General features: G+C 54.1%; 20 protein-coding genes and 1 other annotated feature. Of the genes, 6 read left to right on the top strand and 14 right to left on the bottom strand.

The genetic code is table 11. From position 1 onward, the window contains the following. Positions 1 to 47 precede the first annotated feature (47 nt). From C7820_RS00980 to C7820_RS00970, 3 genes are all read right to left on the bottom strand, one after another. Positions 48 to 2,747, bottom strand: a complete 2,700-nt coding sequence (locus C7820_RS00980) for a DNA internalization-related competence protein ComEC/Rec2 (RefSeq protein WP_116229469.1) — start codon at positions 2,745 to 2,747, stop codon at positions 48 to 50. A gap of 198 nt (positions 2,748 to 2,945) precedes the next feature. Beyond that, complete coding sequence (locus tag C7820_RS00975) at positions 2,946 to 3,464, bottom strand: deoxycytidylate deaminase (protein ID WP_076169763.1); 519 nt, start codon at positions 3,462 to 3,464, stop codon at positions 2,946 to 2,948. 107 nt (positions 3,465 to 3,571) lie between these two features. Beyond that, positions 3,572 to 4,249, bottom strand: coding sequence for a ComEA family DNA-binding protein (locus C7820_RS00970; protein WP_258875089.1), 678 nt, complete (start codon positions 4,247 to 4,249; stop codon positions 3,572 to 3,574). Positions 4,250 to 4,443: 194 nt separating this feature from the next. Between C7820_RS00970 and comER the strand changes: the two genes are divergently transcribed. Further along, positions 4,444 to 5,277 (top strand): late competence protein ComER, encoded by an 834-nt coding sequence (gene comER / locus C7820_RS00965; RefSeq protein WP_089548236.1) that lies wholly within the window; start codon positions 4,444 to 4,446, stop codon positions 5,275 to 5,277. Here the strand turns inward: comER and leuS are convergent. Then, complete coding sequence (leuS, locus tag C7820_RS00960; protein ID WP_116229468.1) at positions 5,274 to 7,718, bottom strand: leucine--tRNA ligase; 2,445 nt, start codon at positions 7,716 to 7,718, stop codon at positions 5,274 to 5,276. The two genes, comER and leuS, sit on opposite strands and share 4 nt — an antisense overlap. A gap of 110 nt (positions 7,719 to 7,828) precedes the next feature. Continuing rightward, positions 7,829 to 8,064 (bottom strand) — a binding site (T-box leader). Positions 8,065 to 8,242: 178 nt separating this feature from the next. On the opposite strand from leuS, the gene C7820_RS00955 reads away from it, so the two are divergent. From C7820_RS00955 to C7820_RS00945, 3 genes are all read left to right on the top strand, one after another. Next, on the top strand, positions 8,243 to 10,543 hold the full coding sequence (locus C7820_RS00955; RefSeq protein WP_116229467.1) for a helix-turn-helix domain-containing protein: 2,301 nt from the start codon (positions 8,243 to 8,245) through the stop codon (positions 10,541 to 10,543). Positions 10,544 to 10,697: 154 nt separating this feature from the next. Further along, positions 10,698 to 11,561 (top strand): AraC family transcriptional regulator, encoded by an 864-nt coding sequence (locus tag C7820_RS00950; protein WP_116231572.1) that lies wholly within the window; start codon positions 10,698 to 10,700, stop codon positions 11,559 to 11,561. Between the two features lie 73 nt (positions 11,562 to 11,634). Then, complete coding sequence (locus C7820_RS00945; RefSeq protein ID WP_116229466.1) at positions 11,635 to 12,609, top strand: phosphotransferase enzyme family protein; 975 nt, start codon at positions 11,635 to 11,637, stop codon at positions 12,607 to 12,609. Positions 12,610 to 12,622: 13 nt separating this feature from the next. Here C7820_RS00945 and C7820_RS00940 read toward each other — a convergent pair whose 3' ends face one another. Then, entirely contained in the window at positions 12,623 to 13,459 is an 837-nt protein-coding gene (locus tag C7820_RS00940) for a helix-turn-helix transcriptional regulator (protein ID WP_116229465.1), read from the bottom strand. Positions 13,460 to 13,576: 117 nt separating this feature from the next. On the opposite strand from C7820_RS00940, the gene C7820_RS00935 reads away from it, so the two are divergent. Continuing rightward, complete coding sequence (locus C7820_RS00935; RefSeq protein WP_116229464.1) at positions 13,577 to 14,419, top strand: NAD-dependent epimerase/dehydratase family protein; 843 nt, start codon at positions 13,577 to 13,579, stop codon at positions 14,417 to 14,419. Positions 14,420 to 14,507: 88 nt separating this feature from the next. On the opposite strand, the gene C7820_RS00930 is transcribed toward C7820_RS00935, so the two are convergent. After that, positions 14,508 to 16,121: a type 2 periplasmic-binding domain-containing protein gene (locus C7820_RS00930; protein WP_116229463.1), complete on the bottom strand. Its 1,614-nt coding sequence runs from the start codon at positions 16,119 to 16,121 to the stop codon at positions 14,508 to 14,510. A 423-nt stretch (positions 16,122 to 16,544) separates the two neighbouring features. On the opposite strand from C7820_RS00930, the gene C7820_RS00925 reads away from it, so the two are divergent. Beyond that, complete coding sequence (locus C7820_RS00925) at positions 16,545 to 16,703, top strand: asparagine synthase (RefSeq protein ID WP_076169753.1); 159 nt, start codon at positions 16,545 to 16,547, stop codon at positions 16,701 to 16,703. A 229-nt stretch (positions 16,704 to 16,932) separates the two neighbouring features. Here C7820_RS00925 and C7820_RS00920 read toward each other — a convergent pair whose 3' ends face one another. From C7820_RS00920 to C7820_RS00885, 8 genes are all read right to left on the bottom strand, one after another. Next, complete coding sequence (locus C7820_RS00920; protein WP_076170139.1) at positions 16,933 to 17,652, bottom strand: 3-ketoacyl-ACP reductase; 720 nt, start codon at positions 17,650 to 17,652, stop codon at positions 16,933 to 16,935. A 180-nt stretch (positions 17,653 to 17,832) separates the two neighbouring features. Further along, complete coding sequence (locus tag C7820_RS00915; protein WP_089548254.1) at positions 17,833 to 18,600, bottom strand: class I SAM-dependent DNA methyltransferase; 768 nt, start codon at positions 18,598 to 18,600, stop codon at positions 17,833 to 17,835. A gap of 48 nt (positions 18,601 to 18,648) precedes the next feature. Further along, entirely contained in the window at positions 18,649 to 19,569 is a 921-nt protein-coding gene (locus tag C7820_RS00910; protein WP_116229462.1) for a CvfB family protein, read from the bottom strand. Further along, positions 19,566 to 19,913, bottom strand: coding sequence for a ribosome silencing factor (gene rsfS, locus C7820_RS00905; protein ID WP_116229461.1), 348 nt, complete (start codon positions 19,911 to 19,913; stop codon positions 19,566 to 19,568). The genes C7820_RS00910 and rsfS overlap by 4 nt, the downstream gene beginning before the upstream one ends. Beyond that, positions 19,910 to 20,488 (bottom strand): bis(5'-nucleosyl)-tetraphosphatase (symmetrical) YqeK, encoded by a 579-nt coding sequence (gene yqeK, locus C7820_RS00900; protein ID WP_076169737.1) that lies wholly within the window; start codon positions 20,486 to 20,488, stop codon positions 19,910 to 19,912. Before yqeK ends, rsfS begins: the two co-directional genes overlap by 4 nt. Then, positions 20,460 to 21,062 (bottom strand): nicotinate-nucleotide adenylyltransferase, encoded by a 603-nt coding sequence (nadD, locus tag C7820_RS00895; RefSeq protein ID WP_116231571.1) that lies wholly within the window; start codon positions 21,060 to 21,062, stop codon positions 20,460 to 20,462. The genes yqeK and nadD overlap by 29 nt, the downstream gene beginning before the upstream one ends. A 15-nt stretch (positions 21,063 to 21,077) precedes the next feature. Next, positions 21,078 to 21,368, bottom strand: a complete 291-nt coding sequence (gene yhbY, locus C7820_RS00890) for a ribosome assembly RNA-binding protein YhbY (protein WP_076169735.1) — start codon at positions 21,366 to 21,368, stop codon at positions 21,078 to 21,080. Positions 21,369 to 21,410: 42 nt separating this feature from the next. Further along, entirely contained in the window at positions 21,411 to 22,283 is an 873-nt protein-coding gene (locus C7820_RS00885; protein ID WP_116229460.1) for a shikimate dehydrogenase, read from the bottom strand. Positions 22,284 to 22,289 lie beyond the last annotated feature (6 nt).

Genomic DNA, 22,289 nt, shown 5'->3' with positions numbered 1-22,289 from the left:
TTCTGCGGCCAACTTCATCATTCTAAGCGTTTTTCATAGACAAATCATTACGATTTTGTTATCAGCTTGGTTCTGACACGGATTTTCCCGGATTTTACCGAAAATTGGATTTCCCCCTGCAGATCGGTCCTATAAACGGCCGCTCCTTCCCCGGAAATCCGCTGCAGCACATCGGCATGCGGATGGCCGTACAGATTGTTCACGCCGGCCGAAATAACGGCTGCTGCGGGCTTCCACCGGCTCAGCCATTCCGCCGAACTGGCTGTCTTGCTGCCGTGGTGCGCGATTTTGATCACATCCACGGGTGCTTCCAGCATTTCGCCCGCGGTTTGCAGTGCCGGCTCATCGACGGCTTGCCCATTATCCGCCACCGCCTCACCAAGCCGGCCGGAGTCCAGTGTCTCAAGAATCTGCTCCTCGGACGCCTTGTCCATATCTCCGGTGAACAGGAAGCGTCCCCCGTTCATTTCGAGCAGAAACACGACCGAGTCATGGTTCTGGTCCTTGACGACCGTCAGCGCTTCCTGGTCGGTCTGCGACAGAACCGGGCCGAGAAAAACCAGCTGCGTCCGGCCGTCCGGGGCATAGTTCATTCCTTGGTGAATGGCATAAATCGGAATATGCTTGTCTACGGCGGCAGCCATCAGCCGATCAAAGGCAGCCGTGCCGGCCATCGTCCCATTGAATAAAAACGCTCCGACCGGAATCTGATCCAGCACCGCCTGCATGCCACCGGCGTGATCCTGGTCCCCGTGTGTTACGATGACCGCGTCCAGCCTATGGATTCCCCGCTTCTTTAATAATGGAACGAGAACTTTGGCGCCGACCTCAAACGGCTGCTTCCGCTCCTTCCACCCGTCCTCCGCCTTGCGGAAGCTGACGGTTCCGCCCCCGTCGACCAGAAGGTGCTTTCCTTGCGGAGTCGTGATCAAAATGCTGTCACCCTGCCCTACGTCCAGCACCTGCACCGCTCCCGCCCCGCGGAAGTGCTCCGGCTGGTATCCCGCATACAGAAGAACGATGAGTATGCATAGTGCCCCAAGCGCTCCAGCGGCAAGCCGGGTTTTCGTCCGGGAGGGCAAAGCCGCTTCCGGGAGGCGGGCTGCAGGGGGCACATCCAGCGGTACGGTCGCGTCCGGGACCACTGCCATCTGCCGCCGGCTCAGCGACCACCCTTTTCCGAAATAGAGCAGCCCATACAGCGCTATAAAATAGGAAGCGATCCAAACCGGCGAAGGTGACTTCCAGATCGTCACGAACTGCGGATACCCGTTCATCCATTTCACCAGCCAGAAAGACAGATCGTCCAGCCACTCGGCTGCCGCTGCCAGCATCTTGCCCCCGGACAGCCATAACGAGCCGAGGAGCAGCGCTGCCGTCCCCATAGGGAGAACGAGAAAGGTAATGAAGGGAACGAGCACAAAATTGGCCGCAAACGATAGTAAAGAGAACTGATTGAAATAATAGATCGTCAGCGGAAAAGACACGAGTTGGGCAATGAGAGTAACGCCGACCGCACCGGCGATTTTGGACGGCAGAAAGGACAGCTGCGGATGTATCAACGGAACATAGACCATCAGGCCTGCTGTCACGAGGAACGACAGCTGGAAGCTTACGCTCAGCAGATAATATGGATTCCAGAGCAGCATGAGCAGCGCCGCCGCGCTGAGGATGTTCAATCCGTCCTTCAGCATCCCCTTTCGGGCTGCATACAGCCCGATCATACTCATAATCCCCGCCCGCACGACGGACGGACTGACACCGGACAGAAGAACGTACAGGGGTACGAGCAGCATGACAAGCAGCAGCGATTTTTCACGGGAGAGGCGCAGCAGGGAAAAGATATAGAGCAAACAGCCCACGTACACGGCGACGTGCATACCCGAGATCGCCAAAATATGGGTCAGGCCCAGTTGGGAGAATTCTGCGTAGGTTTCGGGATCCAGGTCGTCTTGAAGCCCGATGATCAACCCCTTCATATAACCGGCATGGGGTTCCTGGAAAATCCGGTCGATCATTCCGCTCAAGCTGTTCCTCGCCTGATCGTTCCAGCGCAGAAGAAGGGTCATGCCAAAGCCGGACGGAGCTGAAGCCTGGACATTGGAGGCACCGGCAGCTTTAAACAACCAGTGAATTTTCTGGGTCACCAGGTACTGACGGTAATCGAAGCCGCCGAAGTTCCGGGCGCTCTGCGGCTGCGTGAGGCTGCCGGAAATCCGGACCCGGTCCCCCCGCTGCCATTGGCGGGCAGCTTCCTGCTCCTGCCGGCTTTTTAGCTTGACCTGCACCATGACCTTTTCGGACACCGTACGCTCGGTGCCCATATTCGTTCCGGCATCGCGTGAGTTGGGTTTACCGCTGGCTGCGGTCCCGCCGATAGGTACCGCTTGCCGAACGCTCATGACAAAATCGGCTCGGTCCCCGTCGACTTCGACGGCGGAGGCGATCATGCCTGTCATTCGGACACTGGCTCCGTCCATTTGGGCAGCATCAGCCGCCTGAAGGGCTTCGGGAAGCTTGGATACATTTGCGGCTTCCTGCAGCTCCCAATACGCTCCCGACGCCGCCAAGGCGCACCAGATGATGATCACAGTCCGGAGGAAATCTCTTCGGTACATACCAAGCGCTGCCAGCAGCAGCGATGCGCCTGCGATCAGAAGAAGCAGCCTTGAACCCGAGCAGGCATACGCTCCGCTGCTGCCGGCGATCCAGCTTACCGTAAATACGATTAGCGGTCTTTGTTTCATATCACACACTTCCCTTCTTTACATATAGGCTTCCGACGGTTTCTTATGCGCGCTTCGCCTGCGCCTTCTTTTACAAAAACCAAAAAAGGACCCCTGCCGGCAGCCGTGCTGCGGACAGAGGTCCTTCCCCTATTGATGATTTATTCCATATTTCCGAATATTCCTGTGTAACCGTATGTTCAGTCTTACCGCCAATTTTTAATCCGCCACCGTCATCACCGTTTCCCGTGGCGGCTCATAGACGGGCAGCCGGCGGAAGGTAATGCCCTTCTGCCGCATCATTTCCGTCACCTTCTCCGTATCCTTAGGATACGGACGGTGATACACGATCTCGGTCACGCCGCTGTTCGCCAGCATGTTGGCGCAGGTCCAGCAGGGCTCGTCCGTAACATAGACGGAGCTGCCTTCCCGGTCGATACGGTCGGTGAACAGCAGCAGGTTTTGCTCGGCATGAATCGTCCGGACGCAGCGCTGCTTTTTCACCATTTCCTGCTTTCCGTCCACGTCCACAAGCTCGTACTCCTCAGCGATCATGCAACCCGCTTCCGAGCAGTCCGGCACGCCCATCGGCGCTCCGTTATACGCGGTGCCCAGCAGCTTCTTCCCCTGAACGAGCACGGCTCCGACATGGCGCCGGGAACAGCGGGAACGCGTCGATACCATATATGCAATATCCATAAAGTAAGTGTCCCAGTCTTTTCGGGTATCAACCGTCATGAATCCATCACCTGATTTCCGTAGAATGTGTACATATTGTATCACAAGAAAAACGTTTACCGATATACCTGCATGGGAGACAACGCATTTAGCGTCTAACGGATAACCTACAGCTGGATGTACGGCTTCATTTTTTCCAGCATTTTGGGTCCGATGCCTTTGACCTTGTCCAAATCCGCAACCGATTTGAACGGCCCGTGCTGATTGCGGTATTCCAGAATGGCTTTGGCCTTGGCCTCACCGATCCCCGGAAGATCGGTCAACTCCGTTAGTCCTGCGGTATTGACGTTGACCTTTTTGCCCTGCGCTCCGGCATCTGTCTGCGAACCGGACACCGCGTCAGCCGAACCTCCAGCCGGTGGCTGCTCGGACGAACTTCCCGCCGGCCCTGAAGCTGCATTCGCCGCAAGTCCAGCGTCAGAATGAGTGCTTCCGTTTGCAGCTTGGCTCGCCGCCACTTCATCCCCCGAACTCTGCGTTTTATCTGCCGTATTTCGGCTTTCATTCGCCTGCGCGGGTCCCGAGGGTACGGCGTCCTGTTTGACAGCCGGGTTGGCGTCCTGCTTAGAACCTTGCTCCTGCTTTTGTTTGTCATCCGCTGCCGCGGCGCCTTTAGGCAAATCGCCTGCAGAACCGCCCGCTTTTTCGTTCAGCACGCTTTCAACCCTGCCGTTGAGCGGCTGCCACTGCTCCATGCCGCTGCTTGTATGAACTCCAGACAGCAGAATGGCCCCACTTCCCAGCACGGCACAAACGATGCTGACGACTGCCGATATTCTTTTCACAACATGACACCCCGATTCTATGAAATGACTTGAAATGACTCGCTGTCGGTCCATAGATGAAGTACAGAATAACATACACTGAAAATTTATAACTCTATAATGCGGAATTAGCCGTCATGGTGGCCAAGTTATAGCGCATACACTAATGGGAACGATCATGTCGTTACTGCGAAGCACGAAAGGAGGGAACCTATATGAAGGTAGGATTTATCGGAACCGGCAGCATGGGCAGCCTGCTGCTTGAGGCCCTGATTGATTCGGGTTCGCTCGCTCCAAACCAGGTCTATGCCAGCAACCGTACCACCGAGAAGGTTATCCGGCTCCAGCAGCGACACCCCGGACTGCATGTATGCACCAGCAACGCGGAAACTGCGCACAACAGCGATCTGATCTTTTTGTGCGTGAAGCCGCTTCAATTTAAAGCAATTCTGGATGAAATCGGAAGCACGCTTCGGCCCGATCAAATGGTGGTATCCATCACGAGTCCGGTGCAGATCCATCACCTGGAGTCGGCTTTGTGCTGTAAGGTGGCCAAGATCATTCCGAGCGTGGCCCACCGCGTTCAAAGCGGCGTCTGTCTATGTATGTATGGCAGCCGGATAAAAGAGGAAGACAGGCAGCTCATCGAGCATCTCCTGTCTCCCATCAGCAAGCCCATCCTCATCGATGAATCCTTTGTCAGGATCACATCGGATTTATCCAGCTGCGGGCCTGCCTTTTTAAGCTTTTTTCTGGATCAGTGGATCAACGCCGCCGTAGAAACGACCGGCATGGACCGCGGCGAACTGACGTGGATCGCCGGGGAAATGCTGCTCGGTACGGGTAAACTGCTGACGCAGGGAGGCTTTACGCCCCTTGAGCTGCAGAAGCGGGTAACCGTTCCCGGCGGCATTACCGCCGAGGCGCTTGCCCTGCTGGACAGCAGCTTAACCGGCGTCTTTCACCGTCTGATCGCCACAACCCACGGCAAATACAAAGAAGATCTGGAAAAGTGTGACGCCCAGTTCGGCGGCCCCGGTGCCGATTAGTTCGCGACGATGTTCACAAGCTTGCCGGGTACCGCAATGACCTTACGGACGGTTTTCCCGTCAATGGCCTGCTGCACGTTCTGCAGCGACATGGCGTGTTCCTGCATGGCTTCCTGGCTCATATCTTTGGCGATCATCGCCCGCTGAACGATTTTGCCATTGACCTGAATGACGATTTCGACTTCCGATTCCACAGTCCAGGATTCGTCATAGGACGGCCACGGTACGTAAGTGATGCTCTCCTGATGGCCCAGACGCTCCCAAAGCTCTTCCGCGATGTGCGGAGCGAGCGGCGACAGCATCTGCACGAAGTTCTCGATCGCCAGACGCGGCAGCGCATCCGCTTTGTAGGCTTCGTTGATAAAAATCATCAGCTGGCTGATCGCGGTGTTGAAGCGCAGATTCTCCAGGTCGTCGGTCACTTTCTTAATCGTTTTATGCCATGTCCGCTTGAATTCATCGCTGCCATCGCCGTCCGTAATTTTGCTGCTGAGGCTGCCGTCCTCGCTGACGATCAGGCGCCACACGCGGGAGAGGAAGCGGTGCGCGCCTTCCACGCCGTTCTCGTTCCAAGGCTTGGTCGCTTCCAGAGGCCCCATAAACATTTCGTACACGCGCAGCGTGTCGGCACCGAACTGCTCGACGATTTCGTCCGGATTAATGACGTTGCCGCGCGATTTGCTCATTTTCTCATTGTTCGTTCCCAGAATCATGCCTTGGTTGATCAGCTTCTGGAACGGTTCTTTGGTCGTGACGACACCGAGGTCGTACAGGAATTTATGCCAGAAACGGGCATACAGCAGGTGAAGCACTGCATGCTCGGCTCCGCCGATGTACAGATCGACAGGCAGCCATGCCTCCTGCTTCTCCATCGAGCACAGCTCATCCGCATTATGCGGGTCGATGTAGCGCAGGTAATACCAGCAGCTGCCGGCCCATTGCGGCATCGTATTGGTCTCGCGGCGGGCTTTCATGCCCGTCTCGGGATCGATCGTCTCCACCCAGTCGGTGACGTTGGCCAGCGGCGACTCCCCTGTACCCGACGGCTTGATTTGATCCACATCCGGCAGCAGCAGCGGAAGCTGGTCCTCCGGAACGCTCTTCATCGTGCCGTCCTCCAGATGCAGAATCGGAATCGGCTCGCCCCAATAGCGCTGGCGGCTGAACAGCCAGTCACGCAGGCGGTAGGTTACCTTGCCCTGGCCTTTGCCGTTCTCCTCAAGCCACGCGATCATTGCAGCGATGGCTTCTTCGGTGTGCAGTCCGTTCAGCGGGCCTGAGTTCACATGCTCTCCGTCCCCGGTATAAGCTTCCTCCTGCACGTTTCCGCCTTTGACCACTTCCACGATGTTCAGGCCGAATTTCTTGGCGAATTCCCAGTCGCGGGAATCATGCCCAGGCACCGCCATAATGGCTCCGGTTCCGTAACCTGCCAGCACGTAATCCGCAATCCAGATCGGCAGCTTCTCGCCGCTCACCGGATTGACGGCATAGGCTCCGGTAAACACACCGGTTTTGTCTTTAGCCAAATCGGTGCGCTCCAGATCGCTCTTGCGGGCTGCCTGCTCCTGGTAGGCCTTCACCGCATCCTTCTGTTCAGGCGTCGTAATGCGCTCTACCAGCTCCTGTTCCGGAGCGAGCACGCAATAAGTAGCGCCAAACAGCGTGTCGGGACGGGTCGTAAATACCGTCAGCTTGGCGTCATGCCCTTCGATGTCGAACTGCACTTCAGCTCCCTTCGATCTTCCGATCCAGTTGCGCTGCATATCCTTCAGGCTTTCGCTCCAATCCAGGTCATCCAGATCTTCCAGCAGCCGGTCGGCATACTCGGTAATCTTCAGAATCCATTGGCGCATCGGCTTGCGGACGACCGGATGGCCGCCGCGCTCGCTCTTCCCGTCGATGACTTCCTCGTTGGCCAGTACGGTCCCGAGGGCTTCACACCAGTTCACGGGCACTTCGGCAACATAGGCGAGGCCGCGTTTGTACAGCTGGATGAAAATCCACTGCGTCCATTTATAATATTCCGGATCGGTTGTGCTGATCTCGCGGTCCCAGTCATAAGAGAAGCCGAGCGACTTGATCTGACGCCGGAACGTGTTAATGTTCTTGATCGTGATTTCCCGAGGGTGCTCGCCCTTATCCATCGCATGCTGCTCAGCCGGCAGGCCGAATGCGTCCCAACCCATCGGATGCAGCACGTTATAGCCCTTCATCCGTTTGAAGCGGGAGACGATGTCCGTCGCCGTGTACCCTTCCGGGTGGCCGACATGAAGCCCGGCTCCGGACGGGTAAGGAAACATATCCAGCGCGTAAAATTTCGGCTTTTCAGGATCCTCTGTCGTCTTGAATGTGTGATGCTCATCCCAATACTTCTGCCATTTCGGTTCAATCACCTTGTGCTGGTAGCCCTGGCCTTGAACCTGCTCTTGGTTACTCATGCTCATTTGCCTCCTAAAATGCGCCCGCTGCCCGCCCGTTATTACGGTACGGCACGGCGCTCGTCTTTCATGTTTGCAACAAAAAAACCTCTCATCCATAGCGTATCATCGCTAGGGACGAGAGGTTTGATTCCCGTGGTACCACCCTAGTTAGCGGAGGACATGCTTTATCCCCGCTCCCTTTGCACCCTTAACGCGGGTGAATCGATGATCCTTGACGCGTTCTGTACGCGCTTCACACCATAGCTCAAAGGCGAGTTCATCCCAAATTGTCAACCGGCTTGCACCCACCGCCGGCTCTCTGTATGACATCCCTGGAACTAATACCCCTTATCATCGCTTCATTTACAGTTTTTCATGGTTGAAACATTGAAACATATTATATATAAAAAAATCCATCGAGTCAACGTATCCAGCCTGGCGGACAAGCCCCGCTTTTCCCGCCGAAAACCCCGCCAGCCGGAATTATTCCATGTCCGATAGGGAATTTTTTGTTATGATTAAACCAAAGGGAGGCGGAAAGTTTGAAGCGTAACCTCAGAAGGTACTTGAAATCGAAGCTGTTTTTGAAATATATATGGTCTTATCTGTTTATTTTGCTGCTTCCTCTCGTTTTTGTAACCGTCTTCATCTATCAAAGCGCCGCGGGCAACCTCCGGGAGGAAATCGAGCAAAGCCATCTGAACCAGCTGACGCAGGCGGAAAGCATCGTCGACGGCCGGATGAAGGAGCTCGGCGACATCGCCTCAAGGATCGCCTATGACGACCGCCTGATCTCTTACCGGGTTCATGATCCGTTCTATTCCCGGGAGGCGATCGACGCTCTGGATCAATATAAGTCAACCAGCTCCATTATCGGAGATGTATTTTTATATTTTCATCATGACGACCGGATTTACTCCTCGCAGGGGCTTAGCAGCCTGGACGTGTTCAGCGAGAAGTACATATTCCAGAATTGGTCCAAAGACAGCCTGATGGGCGATTTGAACGACGTGTCTTTTCCCACCATGCGTCCGGCGGACCGGGTGATCCGGGGCACTTACAGGCAGCAGTCGCTGCTTGCCTACCTGGTGCCGATTACGCCGAACAGCCCGAATCCCCACGCAACGGTCATGTATTTGATCGATGAGTCGGAGCTCACGGGTCTGATCGATTCCATTCTGGGCAGCTACAAGGGGCTTGCGTACATTTTTGACAATCACGGACAGGTGCTGGCCGCCAACAATCACGGTGAAACGATCAACGGCCTGGACACGGGACATCTGTTTTCCCTCGATCCGGGCATTCACAGCGTGGAGCTGGGCGGAAAAGCGCATTCCGTCGTGTCCACCAAATCGGACATGAACGGCTGGACGTATGTGACGCTGATGCCGAGCGATCAGTTTTTCAGCAGCGTGCTGCACATCCGCAGCTTTATCATCATGCTGTTTAGCATCGTGGTGCTGGCAGGCATCGGCATCGCCCTGCTTCTGGCCCGCAGACAATATCACCCGATTTCGGCCCTGGTCGATTTCGCCAATTCCAAGTCCAGAAACGACCGGGGAACGGGAGATGCGCTCCTTCCGGGCAATGAACTGGAGCATATCCGCTCCGCGCTGCAGGAATACAGCTCCCGTGCCGATCTGCAGGAACCGTACGCACGGAACCATCTTCTGCTGAGACTGCTCCAGCAGGGAGAAGACCGGGAGCTCGAGCCGGATCTGCTGGAAGCCTTTAATATCCGGTTTGACCGTTCGCAGTTTTTTGTCATCGCCATGGAACGAGGCGAGCTTGCTGACCCTTCCCAGGATTACCAGGATTGGCAGACGCTCGCCTCCCTCCTAGCCGAAGTGGACATCCCCGGGCTCCGGGCATCCGCTTACAGCGTGGAGCTCCCGCGCCGGGACCAGATGGCCCTTATCGTCTGCTTTGACCCGCACCCGGCGATGGAGAGCTTCATCCATATGAGCCGGATCGTCGATGCCGTCCGCAGCAATATCCTGGAGGCGTTCGACTTTAACCCCATCATGGGGGTAGGTACCGGATATTCACAGGCGGGGCAGCTTAATCAGTCGTTTATCGAAGCCTGCTCGGCGCTGGAATTCCATACTCCGTCGGAGAAGGGCGGTATTACGTTTTTTGAAAAACTGGCGCCTGCGAGCGAGGAAACCTTCTGGATTCCGAAAAACGTGCTGCTGAAGCTGTCCCAAAGCTTGAAACAGGGAAGCCATGACGTCTCTGCCCATATGATCGGCGAAGCGATGACGAGCCTGAAAGAGGGCAGCCCGTCACCGCTGCTCTCCCGCTGCATCTGCTTTGACATTCTCAATACGATGCTCAAGACCGCATCGGAGCTTGGCATTCACCATATTACGCAGGAGATTCCGACCAGCAGCGCCTTTCAGTCCCTGGATGAATTCGAGGGGCAGCTCAGAAAGCTGGCCTCCCATATTTGCACGCAGGTGCAGCAGGAGACGAAGCATAAGGAGAGCTCGCTCAAGGACCAGATGCTCGGCTATATTGACCAGCACTTTATGGATCACAGCCTGAGCCTGGAGAGCCTGGCGGATCTGTTTGAAATTTCTCCTTCGCATTTCAGCCGGACGTTTAAGGAAAATGTGGGACTGAACTTTACCCAGTACATCTGGCAGAAAAGGATGGAGGAGGTCAAGCGGCTGCTCATGACGACCCAGGATCCGCTCAAGGAAATCATCGGCCGGGTCGGGTATGCCGACACCCCGAATTTTATCCGCAAGTTTAAAAAGGAAACCGGCTACACGCCGGGACAATTCCGCAAGCTGAACCATCCGGACGGCGTGTTGCTCGGCGAAATGCTCCAGGACTGACAACGAACAGCTGATTTGTTCAGCTGTTCGTTTTTTCTTTTAGGAAGTGCAGCGTATGGGGAAAAGCAAGGCGGAATACCTGATATTTCTGTGCATGGAATGCAAGGCTTTATTTTCGGTACTCCGTATAATTAATGTTGAAGGGATGATCTGTATGGATTGGCTGAAACGCATGAATCATGCGTTGGAATACATCGAAACGCATCTGTCGGAAGAGATCGACTATGACCAAGTGGCCGGAACGGCCTGCTGCTCGGCTTACCATTTTCAACGCATGTTTTCGTTCATCACAAACGTTTCGCTGTCCGAGTATATTCGGCGCAGACGGCTTACCCTTGCCGCTTTTGAATTGCAATCCGGTGGTGTAAAGGTGATCGATATTGCACTGAAGTATGGTTACGAATCACCCGAGGCATTTTCCAGGGCGTTCAAAAAAATGCACGGAGTCATGCCAAAGGCTGCACGCGACAACGGTGTGTCGCTCAAGGCTTATCCTCGGTTATCCTTTCACATTTCGATTCGCGGAGATGTCGAGATGAACTACAGAATGGAAGACAAGCCAGCCTTTGAAATGTTCGGTGTTTCGACTGTGATCCAGGCCGACGGCGAGAATCCGTTTATCGAAATACCCGCGTTTTGGCAAAAGTGTATTTCCGATGGAACCGTCAAACGAATCCGTGCTGCCGCAGGTTTAGGCGAACACGGCCAGCTCCATGCGGTTTTATACAACAAGCAAGGAGAACAACTTTCGTACATGATCGGTTACTTTTTACCCCAAAGCGGCTTGCCTGAAGGATTTGAAAAGCTTCAAATTCCCCCTCAGTCTTATGCGATTTTTTCAACCGGAATCAATCCGAGTGGACAAAATGACATTCATGGATTGTGGAGGCGGATCTGGGGCGAGTGGTTCCCTAGCTCTCATTACGAAGCGGCAAACGGTCCCGAATTTGAAATGACTTACGATCGCGGTAACAACCTGTACGAAATGGAGGTTTGGATTCCTGTCGTTAAGCTGTAGCTCAGCTCTAGAGCGCAGTATCCTATCAATCCCCCGGTGTTAGGGGCTATTTCCTTTAGAAGGTGTGAATCGAATGGATCTTGCCATCATCGCGCAGCATGCGCTTGCTCAGTACGATATAAATGCTGTATCCGTGTCGCCCGTAGCACAAAGCGGTGCCGCGGTTTTCAAGATTAAAAATCATCACGGGCTGCTGTACAGCCTGCGTGTTCACAAATCTAAAATCAGTACGCTTGAAACCATGTGGACGCGCCGGGATGTGCTGGAATCTGAGCAGGTATGGCTGGATGCGCTCAACCGCGATACCCATCTCACCCTCCCTGTGCCAAAACGTAATCGGCTGGGTTCTTATGTTACACAAGTGGACGATATAAGTTGTACGATGCTCCGTTGGGTGGAAGGCGAGCAAAAGCAATACTTTACCAATGATCAGGATTTGAAATCCACCGCTGTAATGACGGCGACTTTGCATCAGCATGCCAGTATGTGGCAGCCCCCTTCGTCTTTTATCCGTCCAACGGTTCATCGTGAACGCATACAGAATGCTCTGGATCTGCTCAAGCAGCAGGTGCGGGAAGGGTTATTAGATGCACATGATGTTCAGATTCTTGAAGCCGCTGGGGAAAAAGCGATGGCTTTGCTGGACACACTCCCTAAAAACAAGTTGACTTGGGGGGTATTGCACGGAGATATCGTTCCTCCCAATATCGTGTTTTCAGACGGGGCTGCCCATCCCATTGACTTTGGCGCGTGCGGATTCGGTCCTTTTCTCACTGACCTGGCCATCACATGTACCTTTATTCATCCCACTTCCAGACAACAGTACATCGATTGGTACGGAGAGTACTTTCCGCTGCCCAATGAGTATGTGGCCCAAATCGAAGCATTATTTATTTCGCTCATGCTCATCGGGATGAGGAACGCTCTTGGTATGCCTGAATCGAAGCAAGGATTGCCGACGTATGCGAAAAAGTGTGCTTCTCGCGAATTTGGCAGGTATGTAAATGGGGAAAGTTTTTTATTTACAGGCACGCCATGTTGGGAATGAAACGCAAATAGACTTATCCATTCTCCAGATTGCTCATTAGACGTTGCAGACGCGCAGCCGTATCCGCTGAAGCTGTATAAATCATCATCTTCACGTCCGGATTGGCTGACGATTGAAAGGTCACATGTTCAAACTCCATCTCTCCGATTCGAGGGTCGTACCTTTGCTTGTGGCGATCCGTTACGGCCTGAACGTCATGCAGCGGCCAGAGCTCGCGAAACAACGGACTGTTCTGCATAAATTCCTCAATAAGCTCTTTAAACCTCGTATCATTAGGAAAATGCGCGTAATCTGCACGAAAGTGTGCAATCAAGACCTGTGCTCTGGATTCCCAGTCCTGTATGTCCGATCCGAACTTGGCATCCATTAATAGATGTCTCATCCAATTGGGTCTCAGCTGCATATGAGTTGAAAGCGGCGGGATTCGAAAAACAATCTCAGCTGCTTTGTTCCACAGCAATAAATCCCAGTATCTTCCAATTACGAATGCCGGATTAGGCTCAAGAGCTCTTATTACCCGTTCCAAACCAATATTTAATTGCTGATCTTCCACCTTTTCCTGTTGCACCGGTCTTGCAAGAAGATGAAGATGGTGGCGTTCATCCTCCGTCAAACGCAGCGCTTTGGCGATGTTATTAAGTACGTCCTCTGATGGATTGACACTTCTGCCTTGTTCCAATGAGGTATACCACGACGTTCCAATATGGGCAAGCTGGGCAACTTCTTCCCTTCGTAGGCCCGAGGTCCGTCGTCTTCCATAGGATATTAACCCAACATCTTCTGGTGTAAGACGTTCTCGGCGCGAACGCAAAAATTCACCTAATGACATTCCGGAAGAAGTCCCTTCCATGATTAACTCCTCCTTATCCTGACACTTCCAATCGTACGATAAACGCAGGAAGGTAGCTGCTGGCTCATTCTATTATACTGCCGGTATACCGTTTAAAAAACTTAGGAGGATATGAATATGAACCTATTCGTAACAGGTGCCACAGGTAAAGTAGGAAGCCGTTTTGTTCCGCGTATGTTACAGCGCGGTCATCACGTTAAATTGCTGGTTAGGGACGCTGCCAAGGCGGATTGGCTTCAGCGGCAAGGGGCTGACGTTGTAGAAGGCGATCTTTTGCAGCCGGACAGTTATGTTGACGCTCTGCGGGGCACGGATGCAGTGGTTCACTTGGCAGCACAGTTCCGTGGTGTGGACGAAAATACCACCAGAATATCAAACATCGATGGCAGCATAGCTCTAGCTCGCGCTGCGCTCATGGCGGAAGTGCCAAGGTTTGTTTTTTCCAGCACCAATAATGTGTACGGTTCCGGGCAGCATTCGAGACCCAACCGTGAAGATGACGAGCCTAGGCCTGCCTTTCCTTATCCTCAATCCAAAGTTGAAGCCGAAGCAGCACTGCTGCGGCTTCATCGCGAGCAGGGATTAGGAGTGCGAATTCTACGGCTTCCATTTGTCTATGGTGATCGCGATCCCCATATCGCGGAATTTCTGCCGCTATTGCGTAATTGGAATCCAGCCAAACGATTCTCTATGGTGCACCATGCGGATGTAAGCCAAGCCCTGATGCTCGCAGCTTCCACACCAGGTATTGATGGCCGAATCTACAATGTTGGAGACGATGCCCCGATCTCCGTTGCGGAGCTGCTTCAGCTTCATCATAGCGAAATATCGTCCGAAGCGCTGCAGCAGGATTTTGATCCATGGGACATGGTCGTCGATACAACGCGTATAAGAGAAGAATTACACTATCGACCGATCTACCCGTCGTTTTATTCGGCAAGGGATGCAGGTGCATTATAAATCAGTCCCCATTAATCAAAGAAAGGCCGCCATATCGGCGGCCTTTCTTTTTTGTGCGTTGCATACGTTGCATAACTCACTGACTGTTCTACTTGGACTCCTGACCGTCCCAGCGGTCGTAGGCTGCCTGATAGATTTCCACAATGCGGTCTCCGCCCATTTTCTTCACTTGGGCTTTATACTTGTCCCAGTTCGACAGCGGCTCCTGCCCGGTCACAAACTTGGCTTCCATCTGCTCGACGTAGTTGTTTAGGTCCGACAGCAGCGAAGTCACCTCGGTTTGTTCCTCTTCCGTCAGGAATACGTTCGGATACGGCACTTTGGCATACGGCAAAATTTTCTCCTGGTTTTCCTTTTCGACCCACTCGTCGATGTCGGAACGCAGTCCCTTGCTCACTTCCGGAAGGCTGACGCCCGGCGTCGTGATGCCGTAGTTCGGAGTCAGCTTGCCGCGGTAGTTTTCGCGGTCGCCTCCATCCGGTACCGGAAGCCATTCTTTGACGTGGTTTGCCTCGTCTTTGTATTTCCACAGCACGCCTTCCGGCCCCTGGTTGAACAGCGTAGAGCCTTCATAGCTGTACTGGTAGTCCACCCAGCGCATCGTTGCCTCCGGCGCTGGGTTGGTGCTCGAAATGGCAAACGTTCCATTCTTCGAAATTCCCGAATTCTTGGCCACGACCGGCGAGTCCGGGAAGCCCGTTTTCAGCGGCTCCATGAACGGGTTGTCGGTGTTCGGCTCACCGCCCAGCATAAAGTATGGCAGCCAGTCGTTGAACAAGGCCACCTGATTGTTTTTGCCCTTGGCCTTCTTCTGGTCGTCGGTCTGGGAGAACGTTTCATGGTCAAGCAGATCGTCCTTCCACAGCCGGTTCAGGAAGGTCAGATACTCCTTGAACCCTTCCTCCTGCGGGGTGTAGTGAACTTTCCCCTGCTTGTCGGCATAATACACCTCGTCATAGATGCCCCAGAAGCCCAGCATCTGCACACGGATATCCTTCAGCTTGGTCGACGTGAGCGGAATTTCGTCCGCCTTGCCGTTGCCGTTCGGATCCTCGGTCTTGACCCGTTTCAGGTAATCGTATAGCTCGTCCGGCGTTTCCGGGAGCTTGGTAACACCGAGCTTCTTGAGGAAGCTTCCGTTATAGTACAGCGGGCTCTTGTACCATACCGCGCCTTTATCCACATAAGGCAGGGCGTAAATATGACCGTCGGGGGTTGTGATCGACTTCCGCACGTCCGGATTTTCGTCCAGCAGCTTCTTGATGTTCGGCGCATATTCATCAATCAGCTTTTCCAGCGGAATCAGCGTCCCCTGGCTTCCGTACGTCACCTGCTCAGCCGGCGTCAAAGCCGAAGCGTAGAAAATATCCGGCAAGTCGCCGCTCGCAAAAATCAGATTTTTCTTGGTCTCGAAGCTGTCGACCGGAACCGTCTGGAAGGTGAGCTTGATGTTCGTCATTTTCTCCATGTCTTTAAACACCTGCATCGTATCCCACTTGGCGCTGCCCACGTCAGGCGCAAATACCGACAGCGTGATCGGCTTGTCGACGATCGGGAAGCCCTCCTTGTGTACACTATCCGCCGAGCCGGAGGCTTGACCGCCGTCCCCGCTATCTTTCGAGCCGGAACCGCATGCGGCCAGCAGCGAGACGACCATGGACAGGCACAGTACGATGGCCCAAGGCTTTAGATTTTTTCTCATCAGATGATTCCTCCTGTTCATTGTTGTGCGCGGCTTTACGTTGGCCCTTCGGAGTTTCCCCCCTTGAATTCGGACTAAAGCCTACTCCACGCTTTTTCTCCGCAGCTCTGGGTGAAGGATGGTATTGGCTGCTGCTGCGCTTTGTTTGTTAGCGTTTACAAAAAGTGTAGTAACAGGCCGGTTTCGCGTAAATATGTTATTTTTGATATGTTGAATATGTATACAAACTCCAATGTTTAACAGGGGTGCGGAAAATAACAGTGCTAAGCCATTGTATAGCAAGTATGTCAAATATGCCATTGGGAAAATCTACATATCGGTCAGAAATCCGCCCCACCATGTTAGCTGGCGGTGAATAATTCGCCGGACGGTAAACAAAACTAACCCTTGTCTATCCAAACCAACAGCCAAAGGAGTGTCGTTATGCGTGAAGGAATGATTCCTGCCGTTCTTGGAACTGTAGTTACCGCTTCCGGCGCCGCACTGCTGGGCAGCAAGTATAAGCTTGCCGCCACGGGGATTGTCGGATTCGGTCTAGCCCACATCGTACTGGGTGCGATTGATCTGATCGAACACCGGTAATCCGTTTGGAGGACCGTCCGCAAGCGTTACGCGCTTCGGACACAAAGAACCTTGGACATTCTCTGTCCAAGGTTCTTTATTTATGCAAGCGGCCGATCCCAATGGAGAAGCAAGCCTTGCGCTGGCTTATTTTCCCTGCCTCGAAATCGGTTCTTGCCAAAAAAAGCCTGCCTCTTGGCAGATCGGCTTCCGATCCATAAGAGACAGGCTTACAGTCCGTACAATATGGTTATTGCGGGTTGGTCGTCCAGATGCCGGCCGATTTCACAAATACGCGCTGCGGCAGCTTCAGCGTGGCGAGCGCCAGCTCAGCCACGTCTTCCGGCTGCATCATGCGGTCCTCATCGCCGATCTTCAGGTTGTTGTCGCGGGCCAGCGCCGTATTGACGGTGCTTGGCGTCAGGGCAACGACGCGGATGTTGTTCTTGCGCACTTCCTGAAGCAAAGACTCCGTCAGCCCCATGACCGCAAATTTGGACGCGCAGTATGCCGAGCCCGTGGCAAAGCCTTTTTCCCCGGCTGTGGAGGAGATGTTGATGATGCTGCCGCTGTTTTGCCCCACCATGTCCGGCAGGACGGCCCGGGACATGTAATATGTACCCATCAGATTCACCTGAATGATTTGTTCCCACTGCGCAGGATCCATTTCGAGTACGGTCCCGAACGAAGCGATGCCCGCGTTATTGATCAAAATATCGATCGTGCCGAGCTCTGCCTTCAGCGCACTCACCGCGCTTTCCGCTTCCTCCCGTTTCGATACGTCCGCCGCTGCGGTCGCAACACGGATGCCGTGTTCGCCGGCCAGCGAAGCCTTCAGCGCATCCAAATCGGAGGCGGTGCGGGAAATGAGGCCCAGATTCACGCCTTCTTTGGCCAGCAGCTCAGCAATCGCCAAGCCGATTCCTTTGCCTGCTCCGGTAATGACCGCCGTTTTTCCTTGTAGATCCATCAAACTCATCATGTTCTCTCCGTTTCTGTTTGAATTTGTTGAAGACGATGCCTCAATTAGGCATCTCCCATTATACTATTAGCCGCAAATAGCCCCGGAACCTTCGTTCCGAGGCAAAATCCCGCAAAGCATCCTCTCCAATATAGATCAGATGCTCCGCAAGGACATGATATTCTCAGCCTATTTGACCGCGACGAAAAACAGCCGCTGCGCCTCGTCGTCCGCTTCCACCCACTCAAAGTCGGCGTAGGTTTGCACGTCGCGGAATCCGGCCTTGAGCAGTTCGCTTTTCATCCATTTCGGATCATAGCCCCGCTGCACGTGCACTTCTTCAAAGCGGCGGTACAAATCGCTGTCTTCTTCCTTCGCAAAGATGCTCAAATGATGCTCGATTTCGCACCGCGGCGCGTCCAGGTCGCAGGTCCAGATGTACGAAACCGACTTGTCGTCCCATACGAACGGCTGCTCCTCGTCATAGCGGATGATCGTATTCGGATGATGCACGTCAAACACGAAGATCCCCTTTTCCTTCAGCCCATTGTAGGTCTGTCTAAAGGTCGCGACGATATCGGCTTCTTCCAGCAGGTAACTGATGCAGTCGCAAAACGAAATGACCGCATCGACGGGCTCGGGCAGCTCCCAAGCGCGCATATCCTGCTGCACCCAGCGGATGGAGCCCTCCCGGAACAGGCGGCTGCCCTGCGGCGTCTTCTCCATCTTCCGCCTTGCTACGGACAGCATGTCCGCCGACAGGTCGATCCCTGTCACTTCGAACCCCGAGTTCACAAGCGGAATCGTGATGCTGCCCGTGCCGCATCCCAGTTCTACCACACTTTTCGGCATGCCGTATTTTTCCCAGGCCTGTCTTGCAAACCGAAGCCAATCGGGATACGGCATATCTTCCATCAGTTCATCGTAAACGTATGCAAATTTTCTGTAAGAGGACATGATGACACCGCACTTTCTGTTAACGTTCCGAAAATCCTCCCAGCCCTGTTAGGACGGATCGGCGTTCCCGCCCGTTTCCGGTTTGGAACTTTCCGGCTGAACCAGATAAGTCCAGTTCTCCTTCTGTGTGATAAGACCTTCCTTCATCAATTTGCCGATTGCGCGCTTGAAAGCCGACTTGCTGATGCCGAAGCGCTGCTTGATAATGTCCGGAGGCGTCGCATCCGAATACGGCATGCCTCCGTTCGGACGTTCCTTCAAGAACGCCAGCAGGCGGTCGGCATCCAAATCCCGGCCAACTTCCTTGCGCTGCGCCATGGACAGGTTGACGCGTCCGTCCTCACGAATGTGACTGACCCGCACCTGCAGCTCTTCGCCCAGACGCAGCATACGGGTTCGCTCCGAGGAGTGGATCATGCCGATAGCGCCGAAGCCTAGCACTCCCCCGTCCACAATCACGAATGTTCCCATCTGCAACGGGCGGTACACCGTCGCGGTGAACCACTGGTTTACCCAGGACTGCGGCGCCTGGAACGTATGCTGCGACAGCTCCTGTTCGCCGGCCAGCTTCGCGCGCAGCCGTCCCTGCTTGTCATGCTCCATAATGACAAACACCGAGTCCCCGACCCGTGGATGCAGCTCCTTCAATTCCGGAAGCTCGCGAATCGGCAGCAGCAGTTGACGGCCTAGCCCCATTTCGAGGAAGCATCCCAGTCTCGGATGCACATCCGCCACAACCAGCTTCGCCATCTCGCCCAAGGTCAAATACGGCTTTTTCATCGTTGCCGCCAGCCGGTCTTCCGTATCGTAAAAAATAAACACTTCCACACGTTCGCCCGGCTCGATTTTCCGGGTCAGTTCCGTGTAATGGAGCAGCACATCTTGTCCGCCGGCATCGAGAAAATAGCCGTAAGGCGATACTTCGCGCATCACCTCATAGGTTTGAATCGTTCCTGCTATCGGACTCATACGGTTTCCACGACCTTGGCATCCGACCACAGGCGTTCGATGTTGTAATAATCCCGTTCATCCCGGTGGAAAATGTGCACGATCACGTCGCCCAGGTCCATCAGCACCCAGCGTGCGGAATCCAATCCTTCCACACCGCGGATTTCGAGGCCGGCCTCATGCACGCGCTTGCGGATTTCGGTCGCGATCGATTGGACCTGGGTATCCGAATTCCCGTGACAGATGACGAAATAGTCGGAAATGAGGGAAATCCCCCGCAGGTCGAGCGCCACGACGTTCATGGCCTTTTTATCTTCAGCGGCAGCTACGGCCAGATTTAACAATTCTTCAGGTTTCAAGGTCATACATTCGCCTCCAACTGTTTAATAAGATCATTGCGGGCAAATACGGTCAGCGGGTAAATGATCTGACGGCGGGAGATAAGCAGGCTGATCGTGGAGTCCAGTCCGGCGATCAATCCCTCTTCAAGGCTATGGTTGGCCAGTTCCCGGATATTATTCACGCCCGGAAAATCCCTTCCCGGTTCGATGTAATCCGCTAGGCACACGACCTTGTCCAGCAGGGTCATGCCGATGCGGCCGGAGGTATGATACCGGATCGCATCCAAAATTTCAGGATCGGTAATCCCATAATCCCGTTCCGCTACAAAAGCACCTACTTCGGCATGCCAGAGCGGCTTATCGTAAAACAGCAGATCCTTGGACAAATCATTTTCCTTAATGATCGCTTCCATTTGCTTCACAGGCCAGTATTTGGCCACGTCGTGCAGAATCGCCGCCGTTTCGGCCTTAACAGGGTCCGCTCCGTAACGCTCCGCAAGCATGACGGCGGATTGCATCACGCCTTCTGTGTGCTTCCAGCGCATGGCCGGCATTTGTCCGGACACGGCTTTAATCAGTTCTTCGCGGCTGAATGCCATACATTCCCCTCCTTCTGATATAGTCGTAGACACTGTCTGTCACCATATAACGAATGGAGTGTCCGGTGGCCAGTCTTTCCCGGATTTCGGTCGACGAGATGTCCACCTGAGGCATGTCGGCCAGTAGAATTTTTCCCTTCAAATAAGCGGGGAGCGCGTCCAGGTTCAGCGTGGAGCCCGGACGCCCGACACCGATAAAGCTCATCAGCTCCACCAGTTCCTCGATGCCCTCCCACTTCGGCAAATAATTGACCATATCGGCCCCGATGATGAAATGAAACTCGATGTTTTCAAACGAGCTGCGGATTTCCTTGACCGTGTCGATCGTATAAGAAACCCCGCCTCTTCTGATTTCGATATCGAGGGTCCGAAAGCAGGGATGGTCCGCAATCGCTTCAGCGACCATGCCGAGACGCTGTTCGCCGGTAGCTCCCGCCTGTTCCTTATGGGGCGGAATATGACTGGGCATAAACCAAACCTCGTCCAGTCCGAACGTGTCCCGGGCCGCTTCGGCAGCGAGCAGATGTCCGATGTGGATCGGATCAAAGGTACCTCCCATGATACCTACCTTCATGCTGATCCCTCCCGCTTATGGCAATTCAATCTGCTTATGATCTTTGGATTCTTTATATAAAATAATCGTGCTGCCAATCACCTGCACCAGTTCAGAGCCCGATTTTTCGGCCAATTCCTCGGCAATTTCGTGCTTGTCTTCCAAGCAGTTGTTGAGAATGCTGACCTTCATCAGCTCCCTCTTCTCAATGGCCTCGACGATATGACGGATTAACTGGTCGTTGGTTCCGCCCTTGCCGACTTGAAAAATCGGGTCCAAATGATGCGCCTGGGACCGGAGATAGCGTTTTTGCTTACCTGTTAACATAAAATGTCAAAACTCCTTAATCTTCAATGTACAATTCAATAATCATGATTCCTTCATACTGGCCAGAACCGCGCTGCGCATCGCCTCTACCGGGGCGGGCAGTCCGGTCCAATACTCCAGGGCAAAGGCTCCCTGATTCACAAACATCCCGAGACCACCGTGAATGACGCAGCCCTTCTTCTCGCTGTCGGCGAGCAGCCGGGTCTTCAGCGGATTATAGATGAGGTCGCTGACCACGATTCCCGGAGGAATCCGCTCGGAATCTAGCGGTGTTCCGTCCGTATGCGGATGCATGCCGACCGATGTCGTATTAATGATCACATCCACTTCGCCTAGAATGGCCGGAATGTCGTCCATCGCCATCCCGCGAATGTCTGCCAGCGCCTTCCATTCAGCCGCCAGCGCCTCGGCTTTATCGGCCGTCCGGTTGGCGACATAAATCCGGTCCGGATGCTCCAGCGTCAGGGCGTATACGATACCGCGAGCGGCACCTCCGGCTCCGAGCACCAGAATGTTTTTGCCTTTCAGCTCGGCAATCGCTTCTTCCTTCAGGGAACGGACATAACCTATACCGTCTGTATTATACCCCGTGAGGTAACCTCCGTCATTCACGATCGTGTTGACGGCTCCGATCTTCAAGGCCGTTTCGTCCAGCTCGTTCAGGAACGGAATAACCTCCAGCTTGTGCGGAATCGTGACGTTGATTCCCCGAAAGCCAAGCGCCTTGATGCCTTCCAGCGCTGTTCCGACCTGCTCCCGCGATACGCGCATCGGAACATAGGCGCCCGGGATGCCGAGCGCGGCCAGCGCCGCCTTATGCATCACGGGCGATTTGGAATGGGCGATCGGATCCCCGATGACGCCCAGCAGCAGCTCCCCTGTATGTTTCAGTAACTCCGGTTTAGCCAAATTCATGGTTTC

It is taken from the genome of Paenibacillus sp. VMFN-D1 (assembly GCF_003386155.1).
GTDB classification, from domain to species: domain Bacteria; phylum Bacillota; class Bacilli; order Paenibacillales; family Paenibacillaceae; genus Paenibacillus_AQ; species Paenibacillus_AQ favisporus.
Note: the sequence above shows the minus strand (reverse complement) of the source record. Positions and strands in the feature narration are given on the sequence as shown.

What these genes read in the sequence shown, in the direction of transcription:
- nadD (WP_116231571.1), bottom strand. Translation starts at nt 21,062, where the DNA reads ATGAAGGTAGGTATCATGGGAGGTACCTTTGATCCGATCCACATCGGA.
- C7820_RS00910 (WP_116229462.1), bottom strand. Translation starts at nt 19,569, where the DNA reads ATGAGTCCGATAGCAGGAACGATTCAAACCTATGAGGTGATGCGCGAA.
- C7820_RS00945 (WP_116229466.1), top strand. Translation starts at nt 11,635, where the DNA reads ATGGATCTTGCCATCATCGCGCAGCATGCGCTTGCTCAGTACGATATA.
- rsfS (WP_116229461.1), bottom strand. Translation starts at nt 19,913, where the DNA reads ATGACCTTGAAACCTGAAGAATTGTTAAATCTGGCCGTAGCTGCCGCT.
- C7820_RS00935 (WP_116229464.1), top strand. Translation starts at nt 13,577, where the DNA reads ATGAACCTATTCGTAACAGGTGCCACAGGTAAAGTAGGAAGCCGTTTT.
- yhbY (WP_076169735.1), bottom strand. Translation starts at nt 21,368, where the DNA reads ATGTTAACAGGTAAGCAAAAACGCTATCTCCGGTCCCAGGCGCATCAT.
- comER (WP_089548236.1), top strand. Translation starts at nt 4,444, where the DNA reads ATGAAGGTAGGATTTATCGGAACCGGCAGCATGGGCAGCCTGCTGCTT.
- C7820_RS00930 (WP_116229463.1), bottom strand. Translation starts at nt 16,121, where the DNA reads ATGAGAAAAAATCTAAAGCCTTGGGCCATCGTACTGTGCCTGTCCATG.
- C7820_RS00885 (WP_116229460.1), bottom strand. Translation starts at nt 22,283, where the DNA reads ATGAATTTGGCTAAACCGGAGTTACTGAAACATACAGGGGAGCTGCTG.
- C7820_RS00940 (WP_116229465.1), bottom strand. Translation starts at nt 13,459, where the DNA reads ATGGAAGGGACTTCTTCCGGAATGTCATTAGGTGAATTTTTGCGTTCG.
- leuS (WP_116229468.1), bottom strand. Translation starts at nt 7,718, where the DNA reads ATGAGTAACCAAGAGCAGGTTCAAGGCCAGGGCTACCAGCACAAGGTG.
- C7820_RS00915 (WP_089548254.1), bottom strand. Translation starts at nt 18,600, where the DNA reads ATGTCCTCTTACAGAAAATTTGCATACGTTTACGATGAACTGATGGAA.
- C7820_RS00980 (WP_116229469.1), bottom strand. Translation starts at nt 2,747, where the DNA reads ATGAAACAAAGACCGCTAATCGTATTTACGGTAAGCTGGATCGCCGGC.
- yqeK (WP_076169737.1), bottom strand. Translation starts at nt 20,488, where the DNA reads ATGGCATTCAGCCGCGAAGAACTGATTAAAGCCGTGTCCGGACAAATG.
- C7820_RS00920 (WP_076170139.1), bottom strand. Translation starts at nt 17,652, where the DNA reads ATGGATCTACAAGGAAAAACGGCGGTCATTACCGGAGCAGGCAAAGGA.
- C7820_RS00975 (WP_076169763.1), bottom strand. Translation starts at nt 3,464, where the DNA reads ATGACGGTTGATACCCGAAAAGACTGGGACACTTACTTTATGGATATT.
- C7820_RS00925 (WP_076169753.1), top strand. Translation starts at nt 16,545, where the DNA reads ATGCGTGAAGGAATGATTCCTGCCGTTCTTGGAACTGTAGTTACCGCT.
- C7820_RS00950 (WP_116231572.1), top strand. Translation starts at nt 10,698, where the DNA reads ATGGATTGGCTGAAACGCATGAATCATGCGTTGGAATACATCGAAACG.